The sequence below is a fragment of the Cryobacterium soli genome (assembly GCF_003611035.1).
Classification (GTDB): domain Bacteria; phylum Actinomycetota; class Actinomycetes; order Actinomycetales; family Microbacteriaceae; genus Cryobacterium; species Cryobacterium soli.
Window position 1 is genome coordinate 3,693,980 of sequence record NZ_CP030033.1, and the last position, 23,553, is coordinate 3,717,532.

Sequence of the window (23,553 nt, forward strand, 5' to 3'; positions counted from 1 at the left end):
CTACGTAGCCTTTCCCTTGCGGGTGAACAGGCGCACGATGAGAAAGACGATCCCGCCGAAGACGGCGAGGATCGCCAGCCACGGCAGGGCGAATCCGATGCCCACCAGGAGGCCACCGAGCGCCGCCACGAGGGTGTCCCAGCCGGCCACGATGCCGGTCCAGAAATTGTCCGGCGCGCCGGGGGCGACGGTGCCCGTGGAGTACAGCTCGAGGCTCACTGTGGAGTACTCGACTTGGTCGCTGAGGTAGTCGCGCTGCGAGCGCATGCTCTCCAGCTCGGCCTGCCGGGTGGAGAGTTCGCCCTCGATGGCGACAAGGTCGGTGGTGCTCGTGGCCTGCGTCATGAGCGCGAGCAGCCTGTCGACCGAGGTGCTCAACGCGGTGATGCGGGCATCGAGATCCTGGCTCTGCTGGGTGACGTCGGAGGCGTTCAGCGACACGTAGTTGACCGTGCCGAGCGCGCGGAGTTCGTCGAGGGTGCGGTCGAGGTCGCCGGCGGGGATGCGCAGCGACAGGTTCGCGCTCGCGGGCTGGTTCTCGGTCCTGGGGTTCTCGGTGCGGGAGTCGACCCGGCCGCCGGCCTCCTCGACGATGGTCACGGCGTCCTCGGCCGCGCCGATCGGGTCCTCGACGGTCACCGACACCGAGCCGGTTGTGATCACGGACCGGTCGGTGCTGGCCGCGTCGCCGGCGGCGGGCTCGCCGGGCGCGACGGGTTGGCCGGGAACGGCGCCGGCATCCATCGACTCGGCGGACTGGGCGTCGGAGGTGCCCGAGCTGGAGGTCGTGCACCCGGCCAGGAGGACGGCCGCGAGGACGACCCCGGCGGCCAGGCCGAGCCGCGGGCGGCGCCGGGCCGCGCCGGTGCGAGCCGGCCGGCTGAGTGTCGCGCGGCTACCGCCGGCCGGGTCGCTGATGGCCGGACTGACTGTCTCCGCGGTGTGGCTCATGGCCCCACTGTAGGGTCGGGTCGCAGCCGAAATCTGGGTGGATTCTGGGAGTCGGATCACAATCGAGTCTCGGCCCGGGCCCGCGTCGTACGCTCGAAGAGGCGCCGGAATCGTGCGGCGCCAGTGCCCGATCACCGATTCAGTTCGTGTTCTAGGAGGAACCATGGGATTCGCAGACGACGCCAAAGATGCCCTCGCGGCCACCGGCCAGAAGATCGGACGAGCCGCCGAAGACGCCAAGGAACGCGTCTCCGACAAGGTCGACGAGGTCAAGGCGGACGCCGAAGTCAAGAAAGCCGAGGGCGACGTCAAGCGCGCCGAGGCCGAGCGCGACGCCACGAAGGCCAAGAACGACTACAAGGAAGAGCTGCGCTAGCGCCCAGCGGAGCAGACGCTGCCTGATGCCGCCCAGCCAGGGTGAGGGTCCGGCGCCGACGGGATGGTTCCGTCGGCGCCGGGCCCCGCGTCTGCACATCCACTCCGACACCGGCTCCGGCCCGGTCGTGATCCTGGTGCACGGCATCGCCTCCACCGCGGTCACCTTTCGTAAGGTCGTACCGTTGCTCGCCCCGAACCATCGGGTCATCACCGTCGACATCCTCGGCCACGGGGCCTCACCGAAACCAGTCGGCTGCGAATACACCCTCGACGATCACGTCGCGGCGCTCGCCGCGACCATCCAGCACCTCAGGTTGCGGGAGCCGTTCGTGCTCGTCGGACATTCGCTGGGCAGTCTCATCGCCACCCGGTACGCCTCGGAGCGACGCTGGTTCTCCCCGTCGGGCAGCCGCGTCTCCCGGCTGGTTCTGGTGGGCCCGCCGATCTACCTCTCGCCCACCGACATCGGCGACCCGTGGGTGCGGGCCAGGGTCACCGCGTACCTGCGCGCCTACGAGTTCCTGCGGGCGAACAAGGACTTCACCCTCGCCAACGCCGCGGTGCTGGCCCGACTGCTACCCAAGGGCATCCTGGAACTCACCGCGGAGAACTGGACGCCGTTCGTGAAGTCGCTCGAGCACTGCATCGAGTCGCAGACCATGGTGAGCGACATCGCCGGCCTGCGGATCCCCGTCGACCTGATCTACGGGGCGCTCGACGCCTTCGTCGCGCCCGGCAGCCTCCGGGTGGTCGAGCGGATGCGGCACGTCACCACGCACCGGGTGGAGGCCAACGACCACATCGTGCGCAGCCGCATCGCCAAGGTGCTGGTGCGGGTGATCGATGGTGCGTCCGGCTCGGCGGCCGACACAGCGGGTGGGCCGACACCGGCCGAGGTGGCGGGCTGAGCCGTCGCGCGCGACCGGGCGCGCTGTCCGGGTCGGCGAGGAGCATGTGCAGCCGCTGGACGACGCCTCGACGGAGTCGCCTGGGCCGAGCTGTGTGAACCGAGTTGCCTGGACGTTGGGGTGCTGCCAGCATGGACCCGATGACACTAGCCACGGACTACCTGCAGGCCTACGACGCCCAGCTCCGAACCGATGCCGAAACACCCAGCGCTCTCAGCGTCACCCGACTGGGCCCGTTGCGGCTGGTGACCTTCGCCGGCGGGCGAGGCTTCATCACCTACCAGGATCTCGCCGGCGCCGACGAGCCGGCGATCGCGGCTCTGGTGGCGGGCGCGCTGGAGCACTTCCGAGCCGACCGGGAGATCACGACCGTGGAATGGAAGAGCCGCGGCCACGACCGAGCGCCCGGGTTGCACGAGGCATTGCTGGCGAACGGGTTCTCCGCGGACGAGCCCGAGTCGATCATGATCGGCCCGTTGGAGGCACTGTGCCGCAACGCTCCCACACCCGCCGGCGTCACCCTGCGGCAGATCACCGCTGAGGCCGACGTGCGCGCGATGAGCGCGGCGGTCGACGAGGCGTTCGGGGAAGCCGTCGACACCCGGATGGCCCAGGCGCTGCTTGAGCGCCTCGCCCGTGACGACGGCATGGAACTGTGGGTGGCGGAGACCGATGGCCGGATCGTCTGCGGCGGCCGCCTCGAGCCGGTCCCCGGCACCGACTTCGTCGGCATCTGGGGCGGCGCCACCCTCCCGGCCTACCGCGGCCGCGGCATCTACCGTGCGCTGACGGCCGCTCGGGCCCGTTCCGCCCTCGCGTTGGGCAAGAAGTTCGTGCACAGCGACTCCACCGAGGACTCGAGGCCGATCCTGGAGCGATCCGGGCTCCTCCGCGTGTCGACGACAACCCCATACAACTGGACCCGGTAAGTCGACCGGGTTCTGTCGGGCCGCGTCGTTAGGCTGGCTTCATGGATAAGAGAACACTGGGCAGAACCGGCCGCACCGTCTCCGTCATCGGACTGGGGACCTGGCAGCTGGGCGCCGACTGGGGCGACGTCACCGAGGCCGACGCCACCGCCGTGCTCGCCGCATCCGTGGATGCCGGCGTCACCTTCTTCGACACCGCGGACGTCTACGGCGACGGACGCAGCGAGCAGATCATCGGGCATTTCCTCGAGCACGGTGCCCCCGGAGTGGACATCACCGTCGCCACGAAGATGGGCCGCCGCCTCGAGCAGCTGCCGGAGAACTACGTTCTCGACAACTTCCGCGCCTGGACAGAGCGCTCGCGCCGCAACCTGGGCACCGAGACCCTCGACCTGGTGCAGCTGCACTGCCCGCCGAGCGCCGTGATCGAGTCGGGTGAGGTCTACGACGCGCTCGACACCCTCGTCGACGACGGTGTCATCGCCAACTACGGCGTGAGCGTGGAAACCTGCGAGCAGGCGCTGACCGCGATCGCTCGGCCCGGTATCGCGACGGTGCAGATCATCCTCAACGCCTTCCGGCTCAAGCCCCTCGACGAGGTCGTGCCGGCCGCGCGCGCCGCGGGTGTGGGCATCATCGCCCGGGTGCCGCTGGCCAGCGGGCTGCTCACCGGCAAGTACACCCGAGACACGGTGTTTGCCGAGAACGACCACCGCAACTACAACCGCGACGGCAGCGCTTTCGACGTGGGCGAGACCTTCTCCGGTGTCGACTACGAGACCGGCCTGGCCGCGGCGGCGGAATTCGCCGCCCTGGTGCCCGAGGGCCTCACGCCGGCTCAGGCGGCCTTGGCCTGGGTGGCGCAGATCGACGGGGTGTCCTCGGTGATCCCTGGCGCCCGATCGGTGAAGCAGGCTCAGGGCAACGCATCCGCCGGCGCCGTGCCGGCCCTGCCCATCGAGTTCATGGAAGGCGTGCAGTCCATCTACGACCGCCTGCTGCGGGAGTCCATCCACCACCGCTGGTAGCTCGCTCCACCATTCCGCGAACTGTGACCAAAGCACGCCTCCGAGCCCCGAGGCGTGCTTTTTTCACAGTTCGCCGAGTGGTCGCGAGGGTCAGTCGAGGTCGTCGGGGTCTTTGCCGGTGCGTTCGCCGGCATCGAGCGCGGCGATGGCCTCTCGGTCGGCCGCATCCAGGGTGAAATCGAAGACGTCGAGGTTCTGGCGGATGCGCGACGGCGTCACCGACTTGGGAATCACCACGTTGCCGAGCTCGAGGTGCCAGCGAATCACCACCTGGGCCGCGGACTTGCCGTGCCGGGCACCGATGGCGTCGAGGGTGGCGTTGCCGATCGCGCGGCCCCTGGCCAGCGGCGACCAGGCCTCGGTGAGGATGCCGTGGGCGGCGTTGTACGCGCGCGTCTCGGTCTGCGCTAGCCACGGATGCAGCTCGATCTGGTTGACCGCCGGCACGATGTCGGTCTCGTCGAGGAGCCGGTCAAGGTGGTGTGGGTGGAAGTTGGATACTCCGATCGACCGGGCGCGGCCATCCGCCCGCAAACGTTCGAGCGCGCGGTAGGTCTCGACGTACCGGTTCTGCCGGGGTGCCGGCCAGTGGATCAGGTAGAGATCGACGTAGTCGAGGCCGAGCCTGGCCAGGCTCTCGTCGAAGGCGCGCAGGGTCTCGTCGTAGCCGTGCTGGTCGTTCCAGACCTTGGTGGTGACGAAGACCTCGTCGCGGGGCAACGCAGCCCGGGCCAGGCCCTCGCCGACGCCGCGTTCGTTGGCGTAGAGCGCGGCCGTGTCGATGTGCCGGTAACCGTCTTCCAGGGCGATCTGCACGGTGCCGGCGGCGAGGTCGTCGGGGATCTTGTAGACCCCGAGTCCGAGCTGGGGGATGGCGTGACCGTCGTTGAGCGTCAGAGCATGTTCCATGCCCCCATTAAACCTGCCCCCGCTGGTGTCCCCGCCCCGTTCCGCGAACCGAGAGAAAAGGCTCGGAATTCGGCGATTTTGGGTGTTTAACTCACGGTTCGCGGGAGGGGACTAGGAGACCTGGATGCTGATGGGCTCGGTGTCGGGGATGGGGCTCACGTCTCGTCCGCGCAGGTCGGGGTGCCAGCGGCGGCCGAGCGCGGGGATGAGCGTCCCCAGCGCGGCGAACCCGGCGGCGACGTAGATCGCCGAGCCGGCGCCGGAGTGGTCGATCGCGAAGCCGGCCAGGGCCGAGCCGAGCGCCGCTCCGATGAGCTGACCGGTGCCGATCCAGCCGTAGGCCTCGGCGGTGTCGCTGAACTTGACGCTCGCCGAGACGATGCCGAACAACACCGCGAACGACGGGGCGATGCCGATGCCGGCGATGAGCAGCGCGCCGGAGAGCCACCAGAAGTTGAGGAACAGGCCCGCGATGGCCAGGCCGATCGTGACGATGAGCATCCGGCTGGCCAGTGCCCACGGGCCGATCGGGAGGTGCCCGAGGGCGAGCCCGCCGATGAGCGAGCCGACGGCGAAGATGCCCAGCACCCAGCCGGCGTTGGCGCTGCCGTGGCCGAACACGGCGACGACGCCGGCCTCGACAGCGGCGCAGGCGGCGACGAGCATGAAGCCCACGACGGTGCTGAGCAGCACCTCGGGCTTCTTCAGCACCACGCCGAGCTTGCGGCGGCTGCGGGGGATGCGCACCCGGCCCACCTCGGGCAGCGCCACGAACCAGATTCCGCCGGCGACGAGGAAGAACGCGGCGAGCAGGATGCCCGCGGTGGTGCTGACCTGGATGGCGACGAAGGTCGCGATGACCGGGCCGAGCACCCAGATGATTTCCTGAGCCGAGGCGTCCAGGGAGAACAACGGGGTGAGCTGGCGGGAGTTGACCACCTTGGGGTAGATGGTGCGTACGGCCGGCTGGATGGGCGGCATCGACAGGCCGGCGATGAAGCCGATGATCATGAGCCCAATGATCGGCAGCGGAACGAGAGCCATCGCCACGATCGACACGGTGCAGATGACCATGGTCGCGATGAGCACCGGGCGCATGCCGAGGCGGCCCATCAGCCGGGAGGTGAGCGGGCCGGCGATGGCCTGGCCGATACTCATGGCGGCCAGAACGAGGCCGGCCGCGGCGTAGGAATCGAAGAGCTTCTCGATGTGGATCAGGAATGCCAGCGAGAGCATCCCGAACGGGAATCGGGCGGTGAGCTGGGCTCCGATGAGACGGGCAACGCCCGGAGTTTTCAGAAGGGTCCAGTAGCTGCTCACAACCGTCCAGTCTACGGCCGGAGGAGGGCTCGGCGTATCACGAGGGGCCGAGGTCGGCTGACCGTCTGCTGCGTGGTGTCGGGTGGGGTCGGCGCGGCTACGGCTAACGTGAACGGGTGCACACTCTGATCACGCCGGCGGATCTGGCCGCGCTCCTCGTCGTCGGGCCCGCCCCGCGAATCCTCGATGTGCGGTGGAAGCTCGGCGGCCCTCCCGGTCGTATGGAATTCCGCCGCGGTCACCTGCCCGGCGCCGTGTACGTGGACCTCGACACGGAGCTGGCCGGGCACGGCGAGCCGGCCGATGGCCGGCATCCGCTGCCCGCGCCGGCCGATCTGCAGGCCGCCGCGCGCCGGTGGGGCCTGAACGACGGCGACACCGTGGTGGTCTACGACGACCTGGGCAACATGTCGTCCGCCCGCGCGTGGTGGTTGCTGCGGCACGCGGGCGTGCGCGACGTGCGCCTGCTCGACGGCGGCCTCGGCGCCTGGCGCGCGGACGGCCTTCCCGTGGTGGAGGGCGAGGAACCGGTGGCGCCGGGTTCGGTGTCCCTGGCGTTCGGCGCGCTGCCCACGCTCGACGCGGATGCCGCGGCCGCGCTCGCCCAGGACGGCGTGCTCCTCGATGCTCGCGCCGCCGAACGCTACCGGGGCGACACCGAACCGATCGACCCCCGCGCCGGGCACATCCCCGGTGCGCTGAACGCGCCGACGGGCGGCAACCTCGACGCCGACGGACGCTTTCTGCCGGCCGCCGAGTTGCGAGCACGGTTCGAGGCGCTCGGGGTGCGGGCGCGTAGCGGGGCGGATGCGCCTGCCGAACGGGCCGCGGAGGTCGCTCCACCGACTGAATCTGCTTCGCCGATGGAGACCGTGTCGCCGGGAGCAGCGGGCGCCGACGAGACGGCAGCCTGGACCGGCGCATCCGGCAGCACGGCCGCGGTGCCCGATGAGGCCGGGCCGGGCGCATCCGGTGGCACTGACGCAGGGTCCGACGTGGGCGTGTACTGCGGATCCGGGGTGACGGCCGCGCACGAGGCGGTGGCGCTCACGCTCGCGGGCTTCGCTCCGGCGTTGTATCCCGGCTCCTGGTCGCAGTGGTCGAACCTGCCGGGCCGCCCGGTCGCGACGGGCGACGCTCCCGGACACTAGTCCGGAGCATTGCGCCGCGCAGGATGCGTCTCGCAGCCCGTGGTAATCACACCCAGCGTGCACTAAGGCTCGCAGCGTGCCCTAAGGCGCACGCCGCGAGCGCTGCCGCACGCTGCCGGCATTTTCGCGGGCTGCGAGCCATGGATGCGCGGCCGTCCACGCGTGGTTTCGTGGTGAGGCGGACGCGGAACGGGTGTTGCTGGCATGCGGTCTGCAGCCCCGCAGGGTCGTCGTGGCGCAGGTTAGGCCTCGTGGCGCACGATACGCGGCCCTTTTTCCTGCGCCGCGAGGTTTTTCCTGCGCCGCGAGGTTTTTCCTGCGCCGCGAGGTTTTTCCTGCGCCGCGAGGTTCTTCCTGCGCCGCGAGCGGTCAGGCGATCTCCGCGGCGGCGCCGCTCACCACGATGCCGCCGGTGACGGGCACGTCCACCAGGAGCAGGCTCGGCCGGCCCACGTGCCGGCCCTGGTGGATGACCACCCGGGTCGGCGGGCGCACCAACCCGAGCTCGCGCAGGTAGCCGCCCACCGACGCCGCGGCCGAGCCGGTGGCCGGGTCCTCGACGAGTGTGCCGACCGGGAACAGGTTGCGCGCCTCGAACTCTCCGTCGCCCCGGACCGACAGGGTGGTGACGGTGCCGGCCCAGCCCTGCTCGTCCATCAGCGCGCGCATGGCCGCGGGGTCGAAGGTGAACGCGTCGAACTCGGCCGCGTCGGTGAAGACCAGCACCGGATGCCAATTGCCCGCGAACGCCAGCCGGGGCGGGTATCCGGGATGCAGCGACGAGGGGGATGCCCCGAGCAATGCCAGCAGCCGGGCGAGGACCTCGGGTGCGAGGGCGCGCACCTGCGGATCGACGCTCGTGAACGACGCGGTGAGGCCGGCATCCGTGGCCCGGGTCTGGATGGTGATGGGACCCACGCTGGTCTCGAACGTGAGGGCGCCCACGCCGTCGCGGCGGGCCAGCGCCACGGCGGTGGCGACGGTGGCGTGCCCGCAGAACGGCACCTCGGCTACGGGGGAGAAGTAGCGCAGCCGGCTGTGCCGCGGGTCGCCTCCGACCGACCGCTCCGTGACGAAGGCGGTCTCGGCGTAACCGACCTCGGCCGCAATCGCCTGCATCGCCGCGTCGTCGAGTGCGCTCGCGTCAAGCACGACCCCGGCCGGGTTGCCCCCGGCGGACGCATCGGCACGGTTGGGGTCGGTGAAGGCGGCAAGGCGCAGCACGGGCACGGTCATGCCTCCATGGTGCCAGCCCGCAGCCCGCTCGGCGACGGTCCAATCCGCAATCCGTGGACGTCTCCTCTGCCAGCCAACCGGCCGCAGCCCGATTGTCGCGGCCCCGCCGCCGCCTGTCATACTTAGGTAATGCTTACCTCAGTGGATCCGGGGACGACGGGCGCGCCCGCTCGCGGCTCGGCGCTGCCCACCGAGGCGGTGCGGATGCCGCGCCGCCGGCAGCTGGCCGGCCTGCTGATCGCCGTGGCGCTTCTGGTGCTCGCGATCACGGCCTCGCTCGTGGTGGGCAGCCGCGAGATCCCGCTGGGCACCGTGCTCGACGCGTTGCTGCACCCCGACCTCAGCCTGACCGACCACACCGTGGTGCTCGACCTGCGCGTGCCCCGCACCGCCATCGGCCTGCTCGCGGGCCTCGCCCTCGGCCTGGCCGGCGCGCTCATGCAGGGCATCACCCGCAACCCGCTCGCCGACCCCGGCCTGCTCGGCGTCAACGCCGGCGCCTCGCTCTTCGTCGTGGCCGGCATCGCGTGGTTCGGCGTCAGCTCGGCGCTCGGTTACGTCTGGTTCGCGTTCGCCGGCGCGTTCGTCGCGGCGGTGATCGTCTATGTCATCGGGTCGCTCGGCCGCGAGGGCGCCACCCCGGTGAAGCTGGCGCTGGCCGGCACCGCGCTCACCGCCTCGCTCACCTCGCTGATCACCATCGTGCTGCTCGGCGATTCCGCGGCCTTCGACAAGTACCGGTTCTGGTCGGCCGGGTCACTCGTGGCCCGTGACCTCAGCTCTGCCCTGCAACTGGCCCCGTTCATCGGCGTCGGGGTGCTGCTGTGTCTGCTGGCCGGGCGGATGCTCAACGCTCTGGCGCTCGGTGACGACCTGGCCCGCGGCCTCGGCCAGAACCTCGTCGCGGCGCGCATCGTCTGCGCGGTCGCCGTGGTGCTGCTCTGCGGTTCCGCCACCGCGCTGGCCGGCCCGATCGTTTTCGTGGGTCTGGCCGTGCCGCACATCGCCCGCCGCTTCACCGGCCCCGACTACCGCTGGATCCTGCTCTACTCCGCGGTACTCGGCCCGGTGCTGTTGCTGGCTGCCGACGTGCTCGGCCGTGTGATCGCCCCGCCCGGCGAGATCGAGGCAGGCCTGGTCGTGGCGTTCCTGGGTGCCCCGATGCTCATCGCCCTGGTGCGCCGCGTGAAGCTGGCCGGCCTGTGAGCGCCGGCCGCGGAGCATCCGTGCGCCCCCGCCCGCGCACCGGTGCCGCGAACTTGACGACCGAAGCGGAGGCCGCCGCCCCGCTGGTTCTCGCCCGATTCGTGCGGCACCGCCGGGAACGCCGGGTGGTGCTGGTGCTGGCCAGCCTGGTGCTCCTCGTGGCCGCCGTGAGCCTGATGGTGGGCGCGTACAACCTCAGCGTGCCCGACCTGCTCCGCACCCTGGTGGGCCAGGGCGCCACAAGCGAGAACTTCATCGTCTTCAAGCTGCGCCTGCCGCGGCTCACCCTGGCGATCCTGGTGGGCGTCGCATTCGCGGTCTCCGGCGCCCTGTTCCAGACCGTGCTGCGCAACCCCCTGGCCAGCCCCGACATCATCGGCGTCACCGGGGGAGCGAGCGCCGCCGCGGTGTTCGGCATGCTCGTGCTGGGCGTGGGCAGCGTGGCGACCTCGTTCATGGCGTTCGGCGGCGCGATGGTGGTGGCCTGCGCCATATACCTGCTCGCCTGGCGTGGTGGCGTGGCCGGCTACCGCTTCGTACTCATCGGCGTGGGCGTCGCATTCATGGTGCAGGGCCTGCTCGGCTACCTGCTCTCCCGCGCCGACCTCCGGAACGCCGAGGACGCCCTCACCTGGCTGGTCGGCAGCGTCAGCGGCGCTCGGTGGCCCGAAATCGCCGTACTGGCCGCCTTCCTCGCGGTGCTGTTGCCGGGTGTGGCCGTGTTGGCGGGGCGGATGCGGATGCTCCAGCTCGGCGACGACACCGCCAGCGCCCTCGGGGTGCGCGCCGAGCGGTCCCGGCTGGCGTTGCTCGTGGCCGCGGTCGCGCTCGCGGCCCTCGCCACGGCCTTCGTGGGGCCGCTCGCCTTCGTCGCCTTCGTGTCCGCGCCCATCGCCCGCCGGCTCGTCGCCACCGGCAGCCTCGCCCTGGTGCCGGCCGCACTGATCGGCGTGCTCATCACCACGGTGGCGGACTTCACCGCCCAACACCTGCTTCCCGGCGCCCTCAACCTGCCGGCCGGCATCATCACAGGTGCCATCGGCGCGCCCTATCTGCTCTGGCTGCTGGCCACCCAGAACCGAATCGGAAAGGGAGCCTGATGCCCCAGCCCACCGACCAGCCCACCGACCAGCCCACCGACCAGCCCGCCACCGTGGCCGCCACGACCGGCCCCGTCACCGCGCCCGCCGCATCCGCCCGCCACGAACTCACTGCCAACGGCCTCAGCCTCGGCTACGACGGGGCGCGCATCGTCGACGGCCTCGACCTGGCCATCGAGCCCGGCGCGATCACCGTGATCGTGGGTGCCAACGCCTCGGGCAAGTCCACCCTGCTGCGGGGGCTCGCCCGGCTGCTGCCACCGCAGGCCGGCACCGTCACGCTCGACGGCCGGAACATCGAGAGCCTGCCCAGCAAACAGGTCGCGACCATCGTCGGGCTGTTGCCGCAGCAGCCGGTCGCCCCCGACGGCATCGGCGTCGCCGACCTCGTCGGCCGCGGTCGCTACCCGCACCAGGGCTGGTTCCGGCACTGGTCGAGCACCGACGATGCCATCGTGGCGGCGGCGATGGCCGCCACCCAGACCCTCGAGCTGGCTCCGCGGCGCATGGAGGAGCTCTCCGGCGGACAGCGCCAACGGGTGTGGATCGCCATGGCCCTGGCCCAGAAGCCCGACATCCTGCTGCTCGACGAGCCCACGACCTTCCTCGACGTGACCCACCAGATCGAGGTGCTCGACCTGCTGCACGAGCTCAACCATGAGCAGGGCACCACCGTGGTGATGGTGCTGCACGACCTCAACCTGGCCGCCCGGTACGCCGACCGGCTCGTGGTGATGCGCGCCGGCCGCATCATCGCCGAGGGGCCGCCCGCCGAGGTGCTCACCGAGGCCGTGGTGCTCGAGGCGTTCGGGCTCACCGCGCGCATCATCGCCGACCCGGTCTGCGGATCCCCGATGATCGTTCCCGTCGGACGGTTCCATGGCACCGTCTGACCCGCTATATTAGGTGAGGCTACCCTAATCACGGGCGGCCTTCCTTTTCCAGAACCGGAGTTACCTGTGCCCAGACGTCTGACCACCGTGCTCGCCGCCGCCGCGGCCATCGCCGCCCTCACGCTCAGCGGATGCTCCGCCACGCCCGCCACCGACACGACCACCGACGGTGCAAGCAGCGATGCGTTCCCCGTCACCATCGAGCACGCCTTCGGCGAGACCACGATCGACGCCGAACCGACCCGCGTGGTCACCTGGGGCTGGGGCAGCGCCGATGACGCCATCGCGCTCGGCGTCATCCCCGTCGCGATCCCGTTCCAGGCCTACGGTGGCGACGACAAGGGCGTGCTGCCCTGGATCTCCGAGGCCCTCGACGAACAGGGCGTCGAGACGCCCACGGTGCTCTCCGACTCCACCGAGCCGCCCTACGAGGAGATCGCGGCCGCCGCACCCGACGTCATCCTCGCTGCGTACTCCGGCCTCACCGAGGAGCAGTACGAGCTGCTCAGCGACATCGCCCCCGTGGTGGCCTACCCCGACGAGCCCTGGTCCACCGACTGGCGCGAGCTGATCACGATCACCGGCACGGCCCTCGGCAAGTCCACCGAAGCCACCGCGCTGCTCAGCGACATCGACGCCACCATCGCCGAGAAGGCCGCCGCACACCCCGAATTCGCCGGCAAGTCCGTCGCGCTCACCTCCGACAGCGGCGGAGTCTTCTACGTCTACACGGATGCCGACCCGCGCGTGACCTTCGCCACCGACCTGGGCTTCACCAGTGCCCCGAGCGTCGCCGACCTCGCCAACGGTGAGTCCTCGTTCTACTACACGCTCAGCTACGAGCAGCTCGACCAGCTCTCCAGTGACGTGCTGGTCAACTTCGGCGCCACCCAGGAGGAGTCCGACGCGTTCCTGAGCGCCGGCTACGCCCAGGTCATGCCGCAGGTGCAGTCCGGCGCCGTGGCCTCCCCGGTCGGTGCGGCCTTCATATCGTCGGTGTCGCCGCCGACGGGCCTCTCGCTGCCGTGGGGCATCGACGACTACGTCGACCTGCTTTCCACCGCAGCCCTCGCCGCGGACGCCGCCAAGTAACACCACCGCTCGCACGAGCGCTGCGCCCGGCCGGATTCGGCCGGGCGCAGCGTGCTGCCTGGAGCGCGATAACCTTGACACGCGTCCGTGTCGACTGATCCCGAAGCCGCGATCGTACGAGCCGCATCCCAGCGCAGGGATTCTCAGGCTCGCTCCAGTCGAACCGTTCACGGACCGCTCAGTCGACTCGATCCCGTGAGGCCTCGAGACCCACGAAAAGGTTGTGCCATGCGCGCTAAATACGTCCTCCCCGCCCTCGCCGCCGTAGCGGCGCTCACGCTCACCGGATGCGTCGACAACTCGACGCCCGCGACGTCCGGGTCCGCCGCAAGCACGGCTCCCGCCATCGCGAAGGACGACACGGCGGCAGCGCTGGTCCCGGCCGAGATCACCGATCGTGGCACCCTGATCATCGGCACCGAACCGACCTACGCGCCGAACGAGTTCAAGAACGAGGCCGGAGACCCCATCGGCTGGGACATCGAGCTCGCCGGCGGCATCGCCGCCAAGCTCGGCCTCACGCCGACGTTCCAGGTCGCGAAGTTCGACAACATCATCCCGAGCGTGGCCGGCGGCAAGGCCGACATCGGCGCCTCTTCCTTCACCGACACCGTGGAGCGCGAACAGCAGGTCGACTTCGTCAACTACTACAACGCCGGCATCCAGTGGGCGTCGGCCACGGGCACGGACGTCGACCCCGACAACGCCTGCGGCCTGAAGGTGGCCGTGCAGACCGCCACCTACGAAGACACCGATGAGGTGCCCGCCAAGAGCGACGCCTGCGTCGCCGCCGGCAAGCCGCCGATCGACAAGCTGAAGTTCGACACCCAGGCCGACGTGGCCAACGCGGTCGTGCTCGGCCAGGCCGACGCCCTCAGCGCCGACTCCCCGGTCACGCTGTACGCGATCGCCCAGACCGGCGACAAGTTGCAGGCGGCCGGTGAGACCTTCGATGAGGCCCCGTACGGCATGGTCGTCGCCAAGGGTTCCGACCTGACCGCCGCCGTGCAGGCAGCACTGCAGTCCATGGTCGTCGACGGCAGCTACACGGCCATTCTCGATGCCTGGGGTGTCACCGACGGTGGCGTGGCCGAGATCACGATCAACGCAGCCGCGAACGGCTGACCCCGGCAAGACGCCCCCAGGAGTCCGGCCCCGCGGGACGCGGTAGCCTTGGCGGGCGTCCGTTGGGCTGTTCCCGAACCGATATCGCCGAGCCGTTCCCCCAGCGCAGGGGTGTATTAGGCTCACTGCAGTCGTACCGTCCAGTCGAATCGAAACCTCGACGCCCTACGAAGAAGGTCGTGCCATGCGCGCTAGATACGTACTCCCCGCCCTCGCCGCCGCTGCGGCCCTGATGCTCACCGGATGCGTCGACAACTCGACGCCCGCGACATCCGGGTCCGACGCCAGTACGGCCCCCGCAATCGCAAAGGACGACGCCGCGGCGGCGCTGGTGCCCGCCGAGGTCGCCGACACCGGCAAACTCGTCATCGGCACCGACCCGACCTACGCCCCCAACGAGTTCAAGAACGAGGCCGGCGAGCCGATCGGCTGGGGCGTCGAGATCGCCAGCGGCATCGCCGCCAAGCTCGGTCTCGAGCCCGAGTTCCAGGTCGCCAAGTTCGACAACATCATCCCGAGCGTCTCCGGCGGCAAGGCCGACATGGGCTCGTCGTCGTTCACCGATACCGTCGAGCGCGAGCAGCAGGTCGACTTCGTCAACTACTACACCGCCGGCATCCAGTGGGCTTCCCAGGCTGGTAAAGACGTCGACCCCAACAACGCCTGCGGCCTGAAGGTCGCCGTGCAGGCCACCACCTACGAGGACACCGACGAGGTACCCGCCAAGAGCGACGCCTGCGTTGCCGCCGGCAAGCCCGCCATCGAGAAGCTCAAGTTCGACACCCAGGACGCCGCGACCAACGCCGTGGTGCTCGGCCAGGCCGACGCGCTCAGCGCCGACTCGCCGGTCACGCTCTACGCCATCTCGCAGACCGGCGACAAGCTGCAGCCGGCGGGCGAGACCTTCGACGTGGCCCCGTACGGCATGGTCGTCGCCAAGGGCTCCGAGCTCTCGAAGGCCATCCAGGCCGCCCTTCAGTCCATGGTCGACGACGGCAGCTACACGGCGATCCTCGATCAGTGGGGCGTCGCGGACGGCGGCATCGACGAGATCACGATCAACGCGGCCGCGAACGGTTAAACCGTGAGCACCACGAACGTGAACGAACCCGCGGCGGCGACCCCGCCGCGTGGCGAACCCGCACCCAGTGAGCCGATCAAGGCCATCCGGCTGCGGCACCCATGGCGCCTCGTGTTCGCCGTGCTCCTGGTGGCGATCTTCGCGTGGTTCGTCGTGGATGCGGCCTTCCGCCCGGCCTACGACTGGCCGTCGGTAGGCAAGTACCTCTTCGACCGGCGCATCTCGATGGCCGCGCTGGTCACGATCGAGCTGACGGTGTTCTCGATGGTGATCGCCATCATCCTCGGCGTGATCCTGGCCGTGATGCGGCTGTCGCCGAATCCGGTGGTCAAGAGCGTGGCCTGGTTCTACCTGTGGATCTTCCGCGGCACCCCGGTGTACGTGCAGCTGACCATCTGGGGCCTGATCTCGCTGATCTACACGAGCATCGACATCGGCCTGCCGTTCATGACGCCGTGGATCTCGTTCAGCACCAATGCGGCATTGAACACCTTTACACTGGCCGTCATCGGTCTGGCGCTGAACGAGGCCGCGTACATGGCCGAGATCGTGCGTGCAGGACTGCTCTCGGTCGACAAGGGCCAGGAAGAGGCCTCGGTCGCCCTGGGCATGAGCTGGTCGCAGACGATGACCCGGGTCATCCTGCCGCAGTCGATGCGGGTGATCATCCCGCCGACCGGCAACGAGGTGATCTCGATGCTGAAAACCACCTCGCTGGTCACGGCCGTGCCGTTCAGCCTCGAGCTGTTCACCCGGTCGCGGGACATCTCGGCCGAGACCTTCAACCCGATCCCGCTGCTCATCGTGGCGTCGATCTGGTACCTGTTCTTCACCTCGATCCTCATGGTGGGCCAGTACTTCCTGGAGAAGCGCTTCTCCCGTGGGGTGGGCGACCGGCAGACCGACAAGAACGACGTGGGTACCGGCACCGGCGTCATCACGGGCGTGGTGCCCGTGGTGGGCGCGGGCCAGCCGACCGTGATCGCGCCGCCGAAGACCGACAATCCGGGTGCGCCCGGCGACGGGGGAGCACGATGAGCGACACGATAGTGGGGGGCGTCGCATCCGACGTGCCGATGGTGCTGGCCGAGCAGGTGACCAAGAGCTTCGGCTCGCACGAGGTGCTCAAGGGCATCACGCTCGAGGTGAAGCGCGGCGAGGTGATGTGCCTGGTCGGACCCTCGGGCTCCGGCAAGTCCACGTTCCTGCGCTGCATCAACCACCTCGAGGTGCTCTCGGCCGGCCGGCTCAGCGTGGACGGCGAGCTGATCGGCTACCGCGAGGCCAACGGCAAGCTCTACGAAATGGCGCCGAAGGAAGCCGCGAAGCAGCGCCGGGACATCGGCATGGTGTTCCAGCGGTTCAACCTGTTCCCGCACATGACCGCTCTGCAGAACGTCATGGAGGCGCCGATGCGCGTCAAGGGCTTGCCCAAGGCGAAGGTCGAGTCGAGCGCGCGTGACCTGCTGGCCCGGGTGGGCCTGGCCGACCGTGCCGACTACTACCCGGCGCACCTCTCCGGTGGCCAGCAGCAGCGAGTGGCGATCGCCCGGGCGCTGGCCATGGAACCCAAGCTGATGCTCTTCGACGAGCCCACCAGCGCGCTCGACCCCGAACTCGTCGGCGAGGTGCTCGACGTGATGAAGGGCCTGGCCAAGGAGGGCATGACCATGATCGTGGTGACCCACGAGATGGGCTTCGCCCGCGAGGTGGCCGACTCCCTGGTGTTCATGGACGCCGGCGTCGTCGTCGAATCGGGCCTCCCCTCGGAGGTCCTGGCCAACCCGCGGCACGCCCGCACCCAGGCGTTCCTCTCCAAGGTGCTCTAGGTGTACTGCCCAGGGACGTTGGTTGAATCGGTGTGACGACTCGCTGTAGTCGCTGAAACGGGGTGAGGGCCCCTCGATGCAAAGTGGAGCTGCTTAGACAACCACTGTCGCGACCGAGAGGCCCTCATGACCCACGCTAATGCTGCCCTGACCCCGCGTCACCGATTACGGATTGCGCGCCTGATAATCGACGACGGCTGGACCGTCGCGGCGGCGGCGAAGTACTTCCACGTGTCTTGGCCGACCGCGAACCGGTGGGCCACCCGGTATGAGGCGATGGGCGCTGCCGGCGTCGAGGACCGTTCCTCCCGTCCGCACGTGAGCCCGACGAAAACGTCGCAAGAGCTGGTGCGAAAGATCGGGCACCTGCGGTGGAAACAGCGCCTGGGACCGGTCGGGATCGCCGCGAAGCTGGGTATGCCGGCATCGACGGTGCATGCAGTGTTGGTGCGCTGCCGGATCAATAAACTGCACCACATCGACAAGCGCACCGGCGAAGTGATTCGCCGTTACGAGCACCCCTACCCCGGATCGATGATCCACGTGGATGTGACGAAGTTTGGCAATATTCCTGATGGTGGCGGGCATCGCTTCGTCGGCCGGGTCCAAGGCAGCAAGAACCGCATCACAACTCCTGGGGCAGCGGTCAACAAATACCACAACCGCAATGTGGGCAAGGCGTTCGTGCATACCGTCATCGACGACCATTCCCGGGTCGCCTACGCAGAGATCCACACTGACGAGACAGCCGACACTGCTGTTGAGGTGCTGAAGCGGGCAGTGTCCTGGTTTGCCGACCGTGGCGTGACCGTCGAGCGCGTCCTGTCGGATAACGGCAGCGCATACCGGTCACATCACTGGCGCGACACGTGCGCGCAGCTGGGCATCGCCCCGAAGAAGACCCGGCCCTACCGGCCGCAGACCAACGGCAAGATCGAACGCTTCCACCGCACCCTCGCCGAGGGCTGGGCGTTCCGGCGGATGTATTCAACCGAGTCCGCGCGCCGCAACGCTCTGCCCGGCTGGTTGCATGAATACAATCACCACAGGCCCCACACGGCCATCGGAGGACACCCACCCATCAGCCGATTAACCTACGTGCCTGGGCAGTACATCTAGGGCAGGCGCTCTGGCCATCGGTGACGGTCGCCAATAAGGAAAAAGGTCGCAAAAGAGGACGGAATCTGCGATTCCGTCCTTTTTTGGTGACTCTTTCCTGATTTACCTGTGCGCCCTAGAACGCCCAGGGGCCGAAGCGGGTGATGGCCACGACGAGGGCCAGGATGCCGAGGATCACGCTGGGCATGGTCTCCTTCGCGCCATCGCCGGCACGCACGTGCCAGACGACCGCGCCGATCATGATCACGGTGAGGGCGGCCGCGGCGATGGGCACCAGGATCGGGGCGATACCGGTGACCGCGGGGAGGATCAGGCCGAGGCCACCGAGCAGTTCGGCGAGACCCACGAGCTTGACGCCGGCATCCGAGTAGTCGTTGGTCCAGGCCATGCCGCTGGCGGCGAGCTTGGCGCGCGGCTGGGCGACCTTCATGATGCCGGCGGCGATGAAGGCGAGGGCGAGCAGGCCGGTGATGATCCAGATGGCGATGTTCATGGGGGACTCCTGGGGTGGTGGCCGGGTCGAGGCCGAGGTGATTGCATCCGAATTAGTTGACGCGTCAAATAAGTTAGCGCGAACTACTTTCCGTGTCAACTAATTCTCGGTAGGCTGGGGTCATGGCTGAACCGGAGTGGCTGACCCCCGTGGAGCACGACGCCTGGATGGCCCTCGCGGAGGTGCTGTTCCGGCTCCCCGCCGGGCTCGAGTCGCAGTTGCAGCGGGACGCCGGGCTGGCCATGGCGGACTACATGGTGCTCGTGATGCTCTCCGAACGGGACGACCACTGCATGCGCATGAGTGAGCTCGCATCATCCGCCAGCACGTCGCAGTCGCGGCTGTCACGCATCGTGGCCCGGCTCGAGGCCGCGGGCTACGTGACCCGAGAGATGGCGGCGGATGACCGGCGCGCGGTGATCGCGACCCTCACCGAGTCGGGTCTGGCCAAGCTCGTCGCCGCAGCGCCCGGCCACGTGGCCCAAGTGCGCAAGCTCGTCTTCGACCGCCTGACGCCGGCCCAGGTGCTCTCCCTCACCGACATCGCGCGCTCCCTCGCCCACCCCGACGATTCCGAAGCCTGCGACGGGGCCCCCTAACGCAGGCGTGGTCACCCGGTCTCGACAAGCTCGACCAGCGTGTGGGTCGCGACCAATCGTTGATCGAGCTTGTCGAGCGCCGTACTGAGCTTGTCGAAGTGACCTCGCGAGGCGAGGCTAGGAGGCGAGGACCTTCTGGATGCGCTGCAGGGAGACGGACTCGGCGGCTCGCAGCTCCTGGGCGAAGAGGCTGATGCGCAGCTCCTCGATCATCCAGCGCGCCCGCACCAGGTTCGGTGCCGCGGTCTCCGGCAGCGGGATACGCCCACCCGCGTCGGTGAACTTCGCTGTGGCCGACTGCACCTCGTTCATCCACACCCGGTCGCGGTTGGGGTTGTCGAGGAGCTTCTCGATGCGGGCCGTGATGCCGCCGAGGTAACGTGGCAGGTGCCGCAGCTGGGCGAGGCCGGTGGCACTGACGAAACCGGGGTAGACCAGCCCGTTCAGTTGCTCGCGGGCATCCGTGAGAGCGGCCAGAAGGGCCATGCTCGTGGAGGCCTTGAGCGCCTTGTCGGCCGCGCGCGAGGCCGTGAGGATGCGGGCCACGAGGCCGACGGTTTCGAACATCGAGTCCATCACCACGCCGGAGACCCGGTCGCGGATGCTGTCGAATTCGGCCTTCATGAACACCTGGCCGTCGGGCCGCACCCTGTAGAGCACATCGTCGACGGCGGCCGCGAGGCAGTCGTCGAACAGGGCCTGGGTGGAACGGTACGGGCTGGTGGCCAAAGAGAGCTTCTCGCCGCCCTTGAGGTGCTGCTGCACGTAGGCCACCGGGGAGGCCGTGGCCAGCAGCAGCAGCCGGCGCACACCATTGGGCAGCGTGCGGGCCTGCTCGTCGACGGTGCTCATCATGCGGATGCTCACCGAGGTGCCGTCGTCGATCAGGGTGGGGTAGCCGCGGATGGTGTTGTCACCCTGCTTGGTGTCGATGAAGCGGGGCAGCTCGACGAAGTCCCAGGTGGTGAGGCCCGAGCGCTCGATCGCGTTCGTGGGTACGGCGGCGGAGGCCTTGGCGACGGACTCGCGCACCTTGTTGCCCAGGCGCCGCTGCAGCTCCCCGAGGTCCTTGCCGCTGGCGACGCTCTTGCCGCGCTCGTCGACGACCCGGAAGGTCATGCGCAGGTGCGCGGGCACCCGGGTGAGGTCGAAGTCGCGCACGGTGACGGGCACGTAGGTGAGGCGCTGGATGAGTGCGGCGAGGGTTTCGGCGAAGGAGGGGTCGGACGAGTCACCGTGAGTGTTGCTGCGATTTGAGGCACCGTGCGGGGTCTCGACAGGCTCGACCGACGAACGCACGACACCGGGGGCTTCCGGCAATTCGGCGAGCAGGCGCACCGCCCAGTCGGCGGCGGGCACCACGTTACGGCGGATGGCCTTGGGCAGCGACTTGATCAGCGAGGTGACCAGGTCGGCGCGGAGGCCCGGCACCTGCCAGTCGAACCCGGTGGGGGAGACCCGGGCCAAGAGCGCCAGCGGCACCTGCACGGTCACACCGTCGTCTTCGGCGCCCGGTTCGAACCGGTAGCTCAGCGCGAAGCGCTGGTCGCGCTGCTGCCAGGACGGCGGGAAGAGGGACTCGTCGATCTCCGGCGCATCCTCGGGCACGAGCGCCTCGGCGGTCATGGTGAGCAGGTCGGGCGTTGCCGCGCGGGCCACGCGCCACCAGGTCTCGAAGGTGCGGGTGCTGTGCACCTCGGCGGGGATGCGCCGGTGGTAGAACTCGAACACGGCCTCGTCGTCGAAGAGGATGTCGCGGCGCCGGGTGCGTTCCTCGAGCTCGGCCAGTTCCTTGCGCAGGGCCGTGTTGGCGCGGTCGAACGCGGTGACCCGCTGGTCGACCCGGTCGAGGTCCCACTCGCCGTCGACGAGGGCGTGCCGGATGAACAGCTCGCGGGCGTAGGCCGGGTCGACCCGGGAGAACTGCACCCGGCGGCGCGGCACGATCGGCACGCCGTAGAGGGTGACCCGCTCGTAGGCAACCACGGCGCCCTGCTTCTTCTCCCAGTGTGGCTCCGAGTAGCTGCGCTTGCAGAGGTCGCCGGCGAGCTGTTCGGCCCAGGCCGGGTCGACGACGGCGTTCATCCGGGCGAACAGACGGCTGGTCTCCACCAGTTCGGCGCTCATCACGGCGTTGGGCTGCTTCTTGGCCAGCGCGGAGCCGGGGAACAGCACGAAGCGCTGCTGCCTGGCGCCGATGTAATCCTTCTTGGCCACGTCCTTCAGGCCGATGTGCGAGAGCAGGCCGGAGAGCATGGACCGGTGGATGCCGTCGGGGTTCACGGCCGGGTCGCCGATGTGCAGGCCGAGCGGCTTGGCCAGCTGGCGGAGCTGCTTGTAGACGTCCTGCCACTCGCGCACCCGCAGGTAGTTGAGGTACTCGTTCTTGCACAGCCGCCGGAACGCGCTCGAGCCGAGCTCCTTCTGCTGCGTCTCGAGGTAGTTCCAGAGGTTCAGCAGCGAGAGGAAATCGCTGGTGGGGTCGGCGAACCTGGCGTGCTTCTCGTCCGCGGAGCCGCGGCGCTCGAGCGGGCGCTCGCGCACGTCCTGGATGGTGAGCCCGGCCACGATGGCCATCACCTCGCGGCTGGTGCCCTGCACCTTGGACTCGATCACCATGCGGCCGAACCGGGGATCGATGGGCAGCTGGGCGAGCTGCTGGCCCACCCGGGTGAGGCTGTGGGTGCCGGCCGTCACGGCCATCCGCCCGCCCTGGCCACCACGGCCACCGTCACGGCCGCCGCGCCCGCGCCCGCCGTCTCGGCCGGACCGCCCGCCGGCCTGGCTCGGGTCTTCGGTGGGGGTGCCGGTGGGAGCCACGACGGCCTTGACGGCGCCGAGCTCGGTGAGCAGGTCGAGGCCGTCCTTGATGTTGCGGGAGTCCGGCGGGGTGAGGAACGGGAACTGCGCGATGTCGCCCAGACCCAGCGAGATCATCTGCAGGATGACCGCGGCGAGGTTGGTGCGCAGGATCTCGGGCTCGGTGTACTCGGGCCGGCGGGTGAAGTCTTCTTCGCTGTACAGGCGGATGGCGATGCCGTCGCTGGTGCGGCCGGAGCGGCCCGAGCGCTGGTTGGCGGAGGCCTGGGCGATGGCCTCGATCGGCAGCCGCTGCACCTTCGAGCGCACGCTGTAGCGGCTGATGCGGGCGGTGCCGGCGTCGATGACGTAACGGATGCCCGGCACGGTGAGGCTGGTCTCGGCCACGTTGGTGGCGAGGATGATGCGGCGGCGCACTCCTGCCACGGTGGAGGGCTGGAACACCCGGTGCTGGTCGGCGGAGGAGAGCCGGCCGTAGAGCGGCAGCACCTCGGTGGGGCTGGTGCGGTCGCCGCCGGCGAACTTGCCCTGCAGGGCGTCGGCCGCGTCGCGGATCTCGGTCTCGCCGGAGAGGAACACCAGCACGTCGCCGTTGGACTCCCGCTCGAGTTCGTCGAGCGCGGCGGAGATGCCCTCGATGTAGTCGCGGTCCACGCTGGGCGCGGCATCCGAGAGCTCGTCGTCGTCGTCGATCGCGGCCTCGGCCACGAGCGGGCGGTAGCGGATCTCAACCGGGTAGGTGCGGCCGGAGACCTCGATGATGGGCGCCGGGGTGCCGTCGGCGGCCGCGAAGTGCTTGGCGAAGCTGGCCGGGTCGATGGTGGCGCTGGTGATGATGAGCTTGAGGTCGGGCCGTTGGGGGAGCAGCTGCTGCAGGTAGCCGAGCAGGAAGTCGATGTTGAGGCTGCGCTCGTGGGCCTCGTCGATGATGATGGTGTCGTACTTGCGCAGCATCCGGTCGCGGTGGATCTCGTTGAGCAGGATGCCGTCGGTCATCAGCTTGATGCGGGTGTCGGCGCCGACGCGGTCGGTGAAGCGCACCTGGTAGCCGACGAGTTCGCCGACCTCCTGGCCGAGTTCCTCGGCGATGCGCTCGGCGATGGTGCGCGCGGCGAGCCGGCGCGGCTGCGTGTGGCCGATACTCTCGCGCCCGAGCTCCAGGCAGATCTTGGGCAGCTGCGTGGTCTTGCCCGACCCGGTGGACCCGGCCACGATCACGACCTGGTTGTCGCGGATGGCGCGCGCGATGTCGTCGCGGCGCTGGCTGATCGGCAACTCGGGCGGGAAGGTGATTGTGACGGGAATCATTAGCCCTCCATGCTATTGCCTCGCGGGCATACCCCACTTCGAGCCAAACCCTTGTCGCGCAAAGTACTTTGTGTTACA

At 69.5% G+C, this 23,553-nt stretch carries 21 protein-coding genes; 15 read left to right on the top strand and 6 right to left on the bottom strand.

Annotated elements, in window-relative coordinates; all coding sequences use genetic code 11:
- On the bottom strand, positions 1–951 hold the full coding sequence (locus tag DOE79_RS17175; protein WP_162942817.1) for a DUF4349 domain-containing protein: 951 nt from the start codon (positions 949–951) through the stop codon (positions 1–3).
- A gap of 163 nt (positions 952–1,114) precedes the next feature.
- On the opposite strand from DOE79_RS17175, the gene DOE79_RS17180 reads away from it, so the two are divergent.
- The 4 genes from DOE79_RS17180 to DOE79_RS17195 all read left to right on the top strand — a co-directional run bounded on the left by DOE79_RS17180 (position 1,115) and on the right by DOE79_RS17195 (position 4,194).
- Positions 1,115–1,327 (top strand): hypothetical protein, encoded by a 213-nt coding sequence (locus DOE79_RS17180; RefSeq protein WP_066597220.1) that lies wholly within the window; start codon positions 1,115–1,117, stop codon positions 1,325–1,327.
- Positions 1,328–1,352: 25 nt separating this feature from the next.
- A complete protein-coding gene (locus tag DOE79_RS17185) occupies positions 1,353–2,237 on the top strand; it encodes an alpha/beta fold hydrolase (protein WP_120339532.1) in 885 nt (294 codons plus the stop codon).
- A gap of 140 nt (positions 2,238–2,377) precedes the next feature.
- Complete coding sequence (locus DOE79_RS17190; RefSeq protein WP_120340404.1) at positions 2,378–3,166, top strand: GNAT family N-acetyltransferase; 789 nt, start codon at positions 2,378–2,380, stop codon at positions 3,164–3,166.
- A gap of 41 nt (positions 3,167–3,207) precedes the next feature.
- On the top strand, positions 3,208–4,194 hold the full coding sequence (locus DOE79_RS17195; protein WP_120339533.1) for an aldo/keto reductase: 987 nt from the start codon (positions 3,208–3,210) through the stop codon (positions 4,192–4,194).
- Between the two features lie 90 nt (positions 4,195–4,284).
- Here DOE79_RS17195 and DOE79_RS17200 read toward each other — a convergent pair whose 3' ends face one another.
- Together DOE79_RS17200 and DOE79_RS17205 are read right to left on the bottom strand one after the other, a co-directional pair.
- Positions 4,285–5,103 carry an aldo/keto reductase gene (locus DOE79_RS17200; RefSeq protein ID WP_120339534.1) on the bottom strand — a complete coding sequence of 273 codons (819 nt, stop codon included), beginning with the start codon at positions 5,101–5,103 and terminating at the stop codon, positions 4,285–4,287.
- A 111-nt stretch (positions 5,104–5,214) separates the two neighbouring features.
- On the bottom strand, positions 5,215–6,423 hold the full coding sequence (locus tag DOE79_RS17205) for an MFS transporter (protein ID WP_120339535.1): 1,209 nt from the start codon (positions 6,421–6,423) through the stop codon (positions 5,215–5,217).
- Between the two features lie 116 nt (positions 6,424–6,539).
- On the opposite strand from DOE79_RS17205, the gene DOE79_RS17210 reads away from it, so the two are divergent.
- Positions 6,540–7,574, top strand: coding sequence for a sulfurtransferase (locus DOE79_RS17210; RefSeq protein ID WP_120339536.1), 1,035 nt, complete (start codon positions 6,540–6,542; stop codon positions 7,572–7,574).
- A gap of 369 nt (positions 7,575–7,943) precedes the next feature.
- On the opposite strand, the gene DOE79_RS17215 is transcribed toward DOE79_RS17210, so the two are convergent.
- Entirely contained in the window at positions 7,944–8,810 is an 867-nt protein-coding gene (locus tag DOE79_RS17215; RefSeq protein ID WP_120339537.1) for a PhzF family phenazine biosynthesis protein, read from the bottom strand.
- Positions 8,811–8,939: 129 nt separating this feature from the next.
- On the opposite strand from DOE79_RS17215, the gene DOE79_RS17220 reads away from it, so the two are divergent.
- From DOE79_RS17220 to DOE79_RS17260, 9 genes are all read left to right on the top strand, one after another.
- Complete coding sequence (locus DOE79_RS17220) at positions 8,940–10,016, top strand: FecCD family ABC transporter permease (protein ID WP_181445830.1); 1,077 nt, start codon at positions 8,940–8,942, stop codon at positions 10,014–10,016.
- Entirely contained in the window at positions 10,013–11,116 is a 1,104-nt protein-coding gene (locus tag DOE79_RS17225; RefSeq protein WP_245976992.1) for a FecCD family ABC transporter permease, read from the top strand. Before DOE79_RS17220 ends, DOE79_RS17225 begins: the two co-directional genes overlap by 4 nt.
- The gene (locus tag DOE79_RS17230; RefSeq protein ID WP_120339539.1) at positions 11,116–12,009 is read left to right on the top strand and encodes an ATP-binding cassette domain-containing protein; all 894 of its coding nucleotides are present in this window, start codon (positions 11,116–11,118) and stop codon (positions 12,007–12,009) included. The genes DOE79_RS17225 and DOE79_RS17230 overlap by 1 nt, the downstream gene beginning before the upstream one ends.
- Positions 12,010–12,075: 66 nt before the next feature.
- Positions 12,076–13,101 (top strand): iron-siderophore ABC transporter substrate-binding protein, encoded by a 1,026-nt coding sequence (locus DOE79_RS17235; RefSeq protein WP_120339540.1) that lies wholly within the window; start codon positions 12,076–12,078, stop codon positions 13,099–13,101.
- A 228-nt stretch (positions 13,102–13,329) separates the two neighbouring features.
- Complete coding sequence (locus DOE79_RS17240; RefSeq protein WP_120339541.1) at positions 13,330–14,226, top strand: ABC transporter substrate-binding protein; 897 nt, start codon at positions 13,330–13,332, stop codon at positions 14,224–14,226.
- A gap of 184 nt (positions 14,227–14,410) precedes the next feature.
- Positions 14,411–15,307: an ABC transporter substrate-binding protein gene (locus DOE79_RS17245; protein ID WP_120339542.1), complete on the top strand. Its 897-nt coding sequence runs from the start codon at positions 14,411–14,413 to the stop codon at positions 15,305–15,307.
- Between the two features lie 3 nt (positions 15,308–15,310).
- Positions 15,311–16,345: an amino acid ABC transporter permease gene (locus tag DOE79_RS17250; RefSeq protein ID WP_425455658.1), complete on the top strand. Its 1,035-nt coding sequence runs from the start codon at positions 15,311–15,313 to the stop codon at positions 16,343–16,345.
- 38 nt (positions 16,346–16,383) lie between these two features.
- Entirely contained in the window at positions 16,384–17,136 is a 753-nt protein-coding gene (locus DOE79_RS17255; RefSeq protein ID WP_120339543.1) for an amino acid ABC transporter ATP-binding protein, read from the top strand.
- A gap of 126 nt (positions 17,137–17,262) precedes the next feature.
- Complete coding sequence (locus tag DOE79_RS17260; protein WP_120339544.1) at positions 17,263–18,255, top strand: IS481 family transposase; 993 nt, start codon at positions 17,263–17,265, stop codon at positions 18,253–18,255.
- Between the two features lie 115 nt (positions 18,256–18,370).
- Here the strand turns inward: DOE79_RS17260 and DOE79_RS17265 are convergent, their stop codons facing one another.
- Entirely contained in the window at positions 18,371–18,748 is a 378-nt protein-coding gene (locus DOE79_RS17265) for a DoxX family protein (protein WP_120339545.1), read from the bottom strand.
- Between the two features lie 122 nt (positions 18,749–18,870).
- On the opposite strand from DOE79_RS17265, the gene DOE79_RS17270 reads away from it, so the two are divergent.
- Complete coding sequence (locus tag DOE79_RS17270; RefSeq protein ID WP_120339546.1) at positions 18,871–19,347, top strand: MarR family winged helix-turn-helix transcriptional regulator; 477 nt, start codon at positions 18,871–18,873, stop codon at positions 19,345–19,347.
- A 117-nt stretch (positions 19,348–19,464) separates the two neighbouring features.
- Here DOE79_RS17270 and hrpA read toward each other — a convergent pair whose 3' ends face one another.
- On the bottom strand, positions 19,465–23,475 hold the full coding sequence (hrpA, locus tag DOE79_RS17275) for an ATP-dependent RNA helicase HrpA (protein ID WP_120339547.1): 4,011 nt from the start codon (positions 23,473–23,475) through the stop codon (positions 19,465–19,467).
- Between the last annotated feature and the right edge of the window lie 78 nt (positions 23,476–23,553).

Excerpts from the sequence above, each read along its gene's own strand:
- DOE79_RS17175 (WP_162942817.1), bottom strand. The coding sequence starts at position 951 with ATGAGCCACACCGCGGAGACAGTCAGTCCGGCCATCAGCGACCCGGCC.
- DOE79_RS17180 (WP_066597220.1), top strand. The coding sequence starts at position 1,115 with ATGGGATTCGCAGACGACGCCAAAGATGCCCTCGCGGCCACCGGCCAG.
- DOE79_RS17185 (WP_120339532.1), top strand. The coding sequence starts at position 1,353 with ATGCCGCCCAGCCAGGGTGAGGGTCCGGCGCCGACGGGATGGTTCCGT.
- DOE79_RS17190 (WP_120340404.1), top strand. The coding sequence starts at position 2,378 with ATGACACTAGCCACGGACTACCTGCAGGCCTACGACGCCCAGCTCCGA.
- DOE79_RS17195 (WP_120339533.1), top strand. The coding sequence starts at position 3,208 with ATGGATAAGAGAACACTGGGCAGAACCGGCCGCACCGTCTCCGTCATC.
- DOE79_RS17200 (WP_120339534.1), bottom strand. The coding sequence starts at position 5,103 with ATGGAACATGCTCTGACGCTCAACGACGGTCACGCCATCCCCCAGCTC.
- DOE79_RS17215 (WP_120339537.1), bottom strand. The coding sequence starts at position 8,810 with ATGACCGTGCCCGTGCTGCGCCTTGCCGCCTTCACCGACCCCAACCGT.
- DOE79_RS17220 (WP_181445830.1), top strand. The coding sequence starts at position 8,940 with ATGCTTACCTCAGTGGATCCGGGGACGACGGGCGCGCCCGCTCGCGGC.
- DOE79_RS17230 (WP_120339539.1), top strand. The coding sequence starts at position 11,116 with ATGCCCCAGCCCACCGACCAGCCCACCGACCAGCCCACCGACCAGCCC.
- DOE79_RS17240 (WP_120339541.1), top strand. The coding sequence starts at position 13,330 with ATGCGCGCTAAATACGTCCTCCCCGCCCTCGCCGCCGTAGCGGCGCTC.
- DOE79_RS17245 (WP_120339542.1), top strand. The coding sequence starts at position 14,411 with ATGCGCGCTAGATACGTACTCCCCGCCCTCGCCGCCGCTGCGGCCCTG.
- DOE79_RS17255 (WP_120339543.1), top strand. The coding sequence starts at position 16,384 with ATGGTGCTGGCCGAGCAGGTGACCAAGAGCTTCGGCTCGCACGAGGTG.
- DOE79_RS17260 (WP_120339544.1), top strand. The coding sequence starts at position 17,263 with ATGACCCACGCTAATGCTGCCCTGACCCCGCGTCACCGATTACGGATT.
- DOE79_RS17265 (WP_120339545.1), bottom strand. The coding sequence starts at position 18,748 with ATGAACATCGCCATCTGGATCATCACCGGCCTGCTCGCCCTCGCCTTC.
- DOE79_RS17270 (WP_120339546.1), top strand. The coding sequence starts at position 18,871 with ATGGCTGAACCGGAGTGGCTGACCCCCGTGGAGCACGACGCCTGGATG.
- hrpA (WP_120339547.1), bottom strand. The coding sequence starts at position 23,475 with ATGATTCCCGTCACAATCACCTTCCCGCCCGAGTTGCCGATCAGCCAG.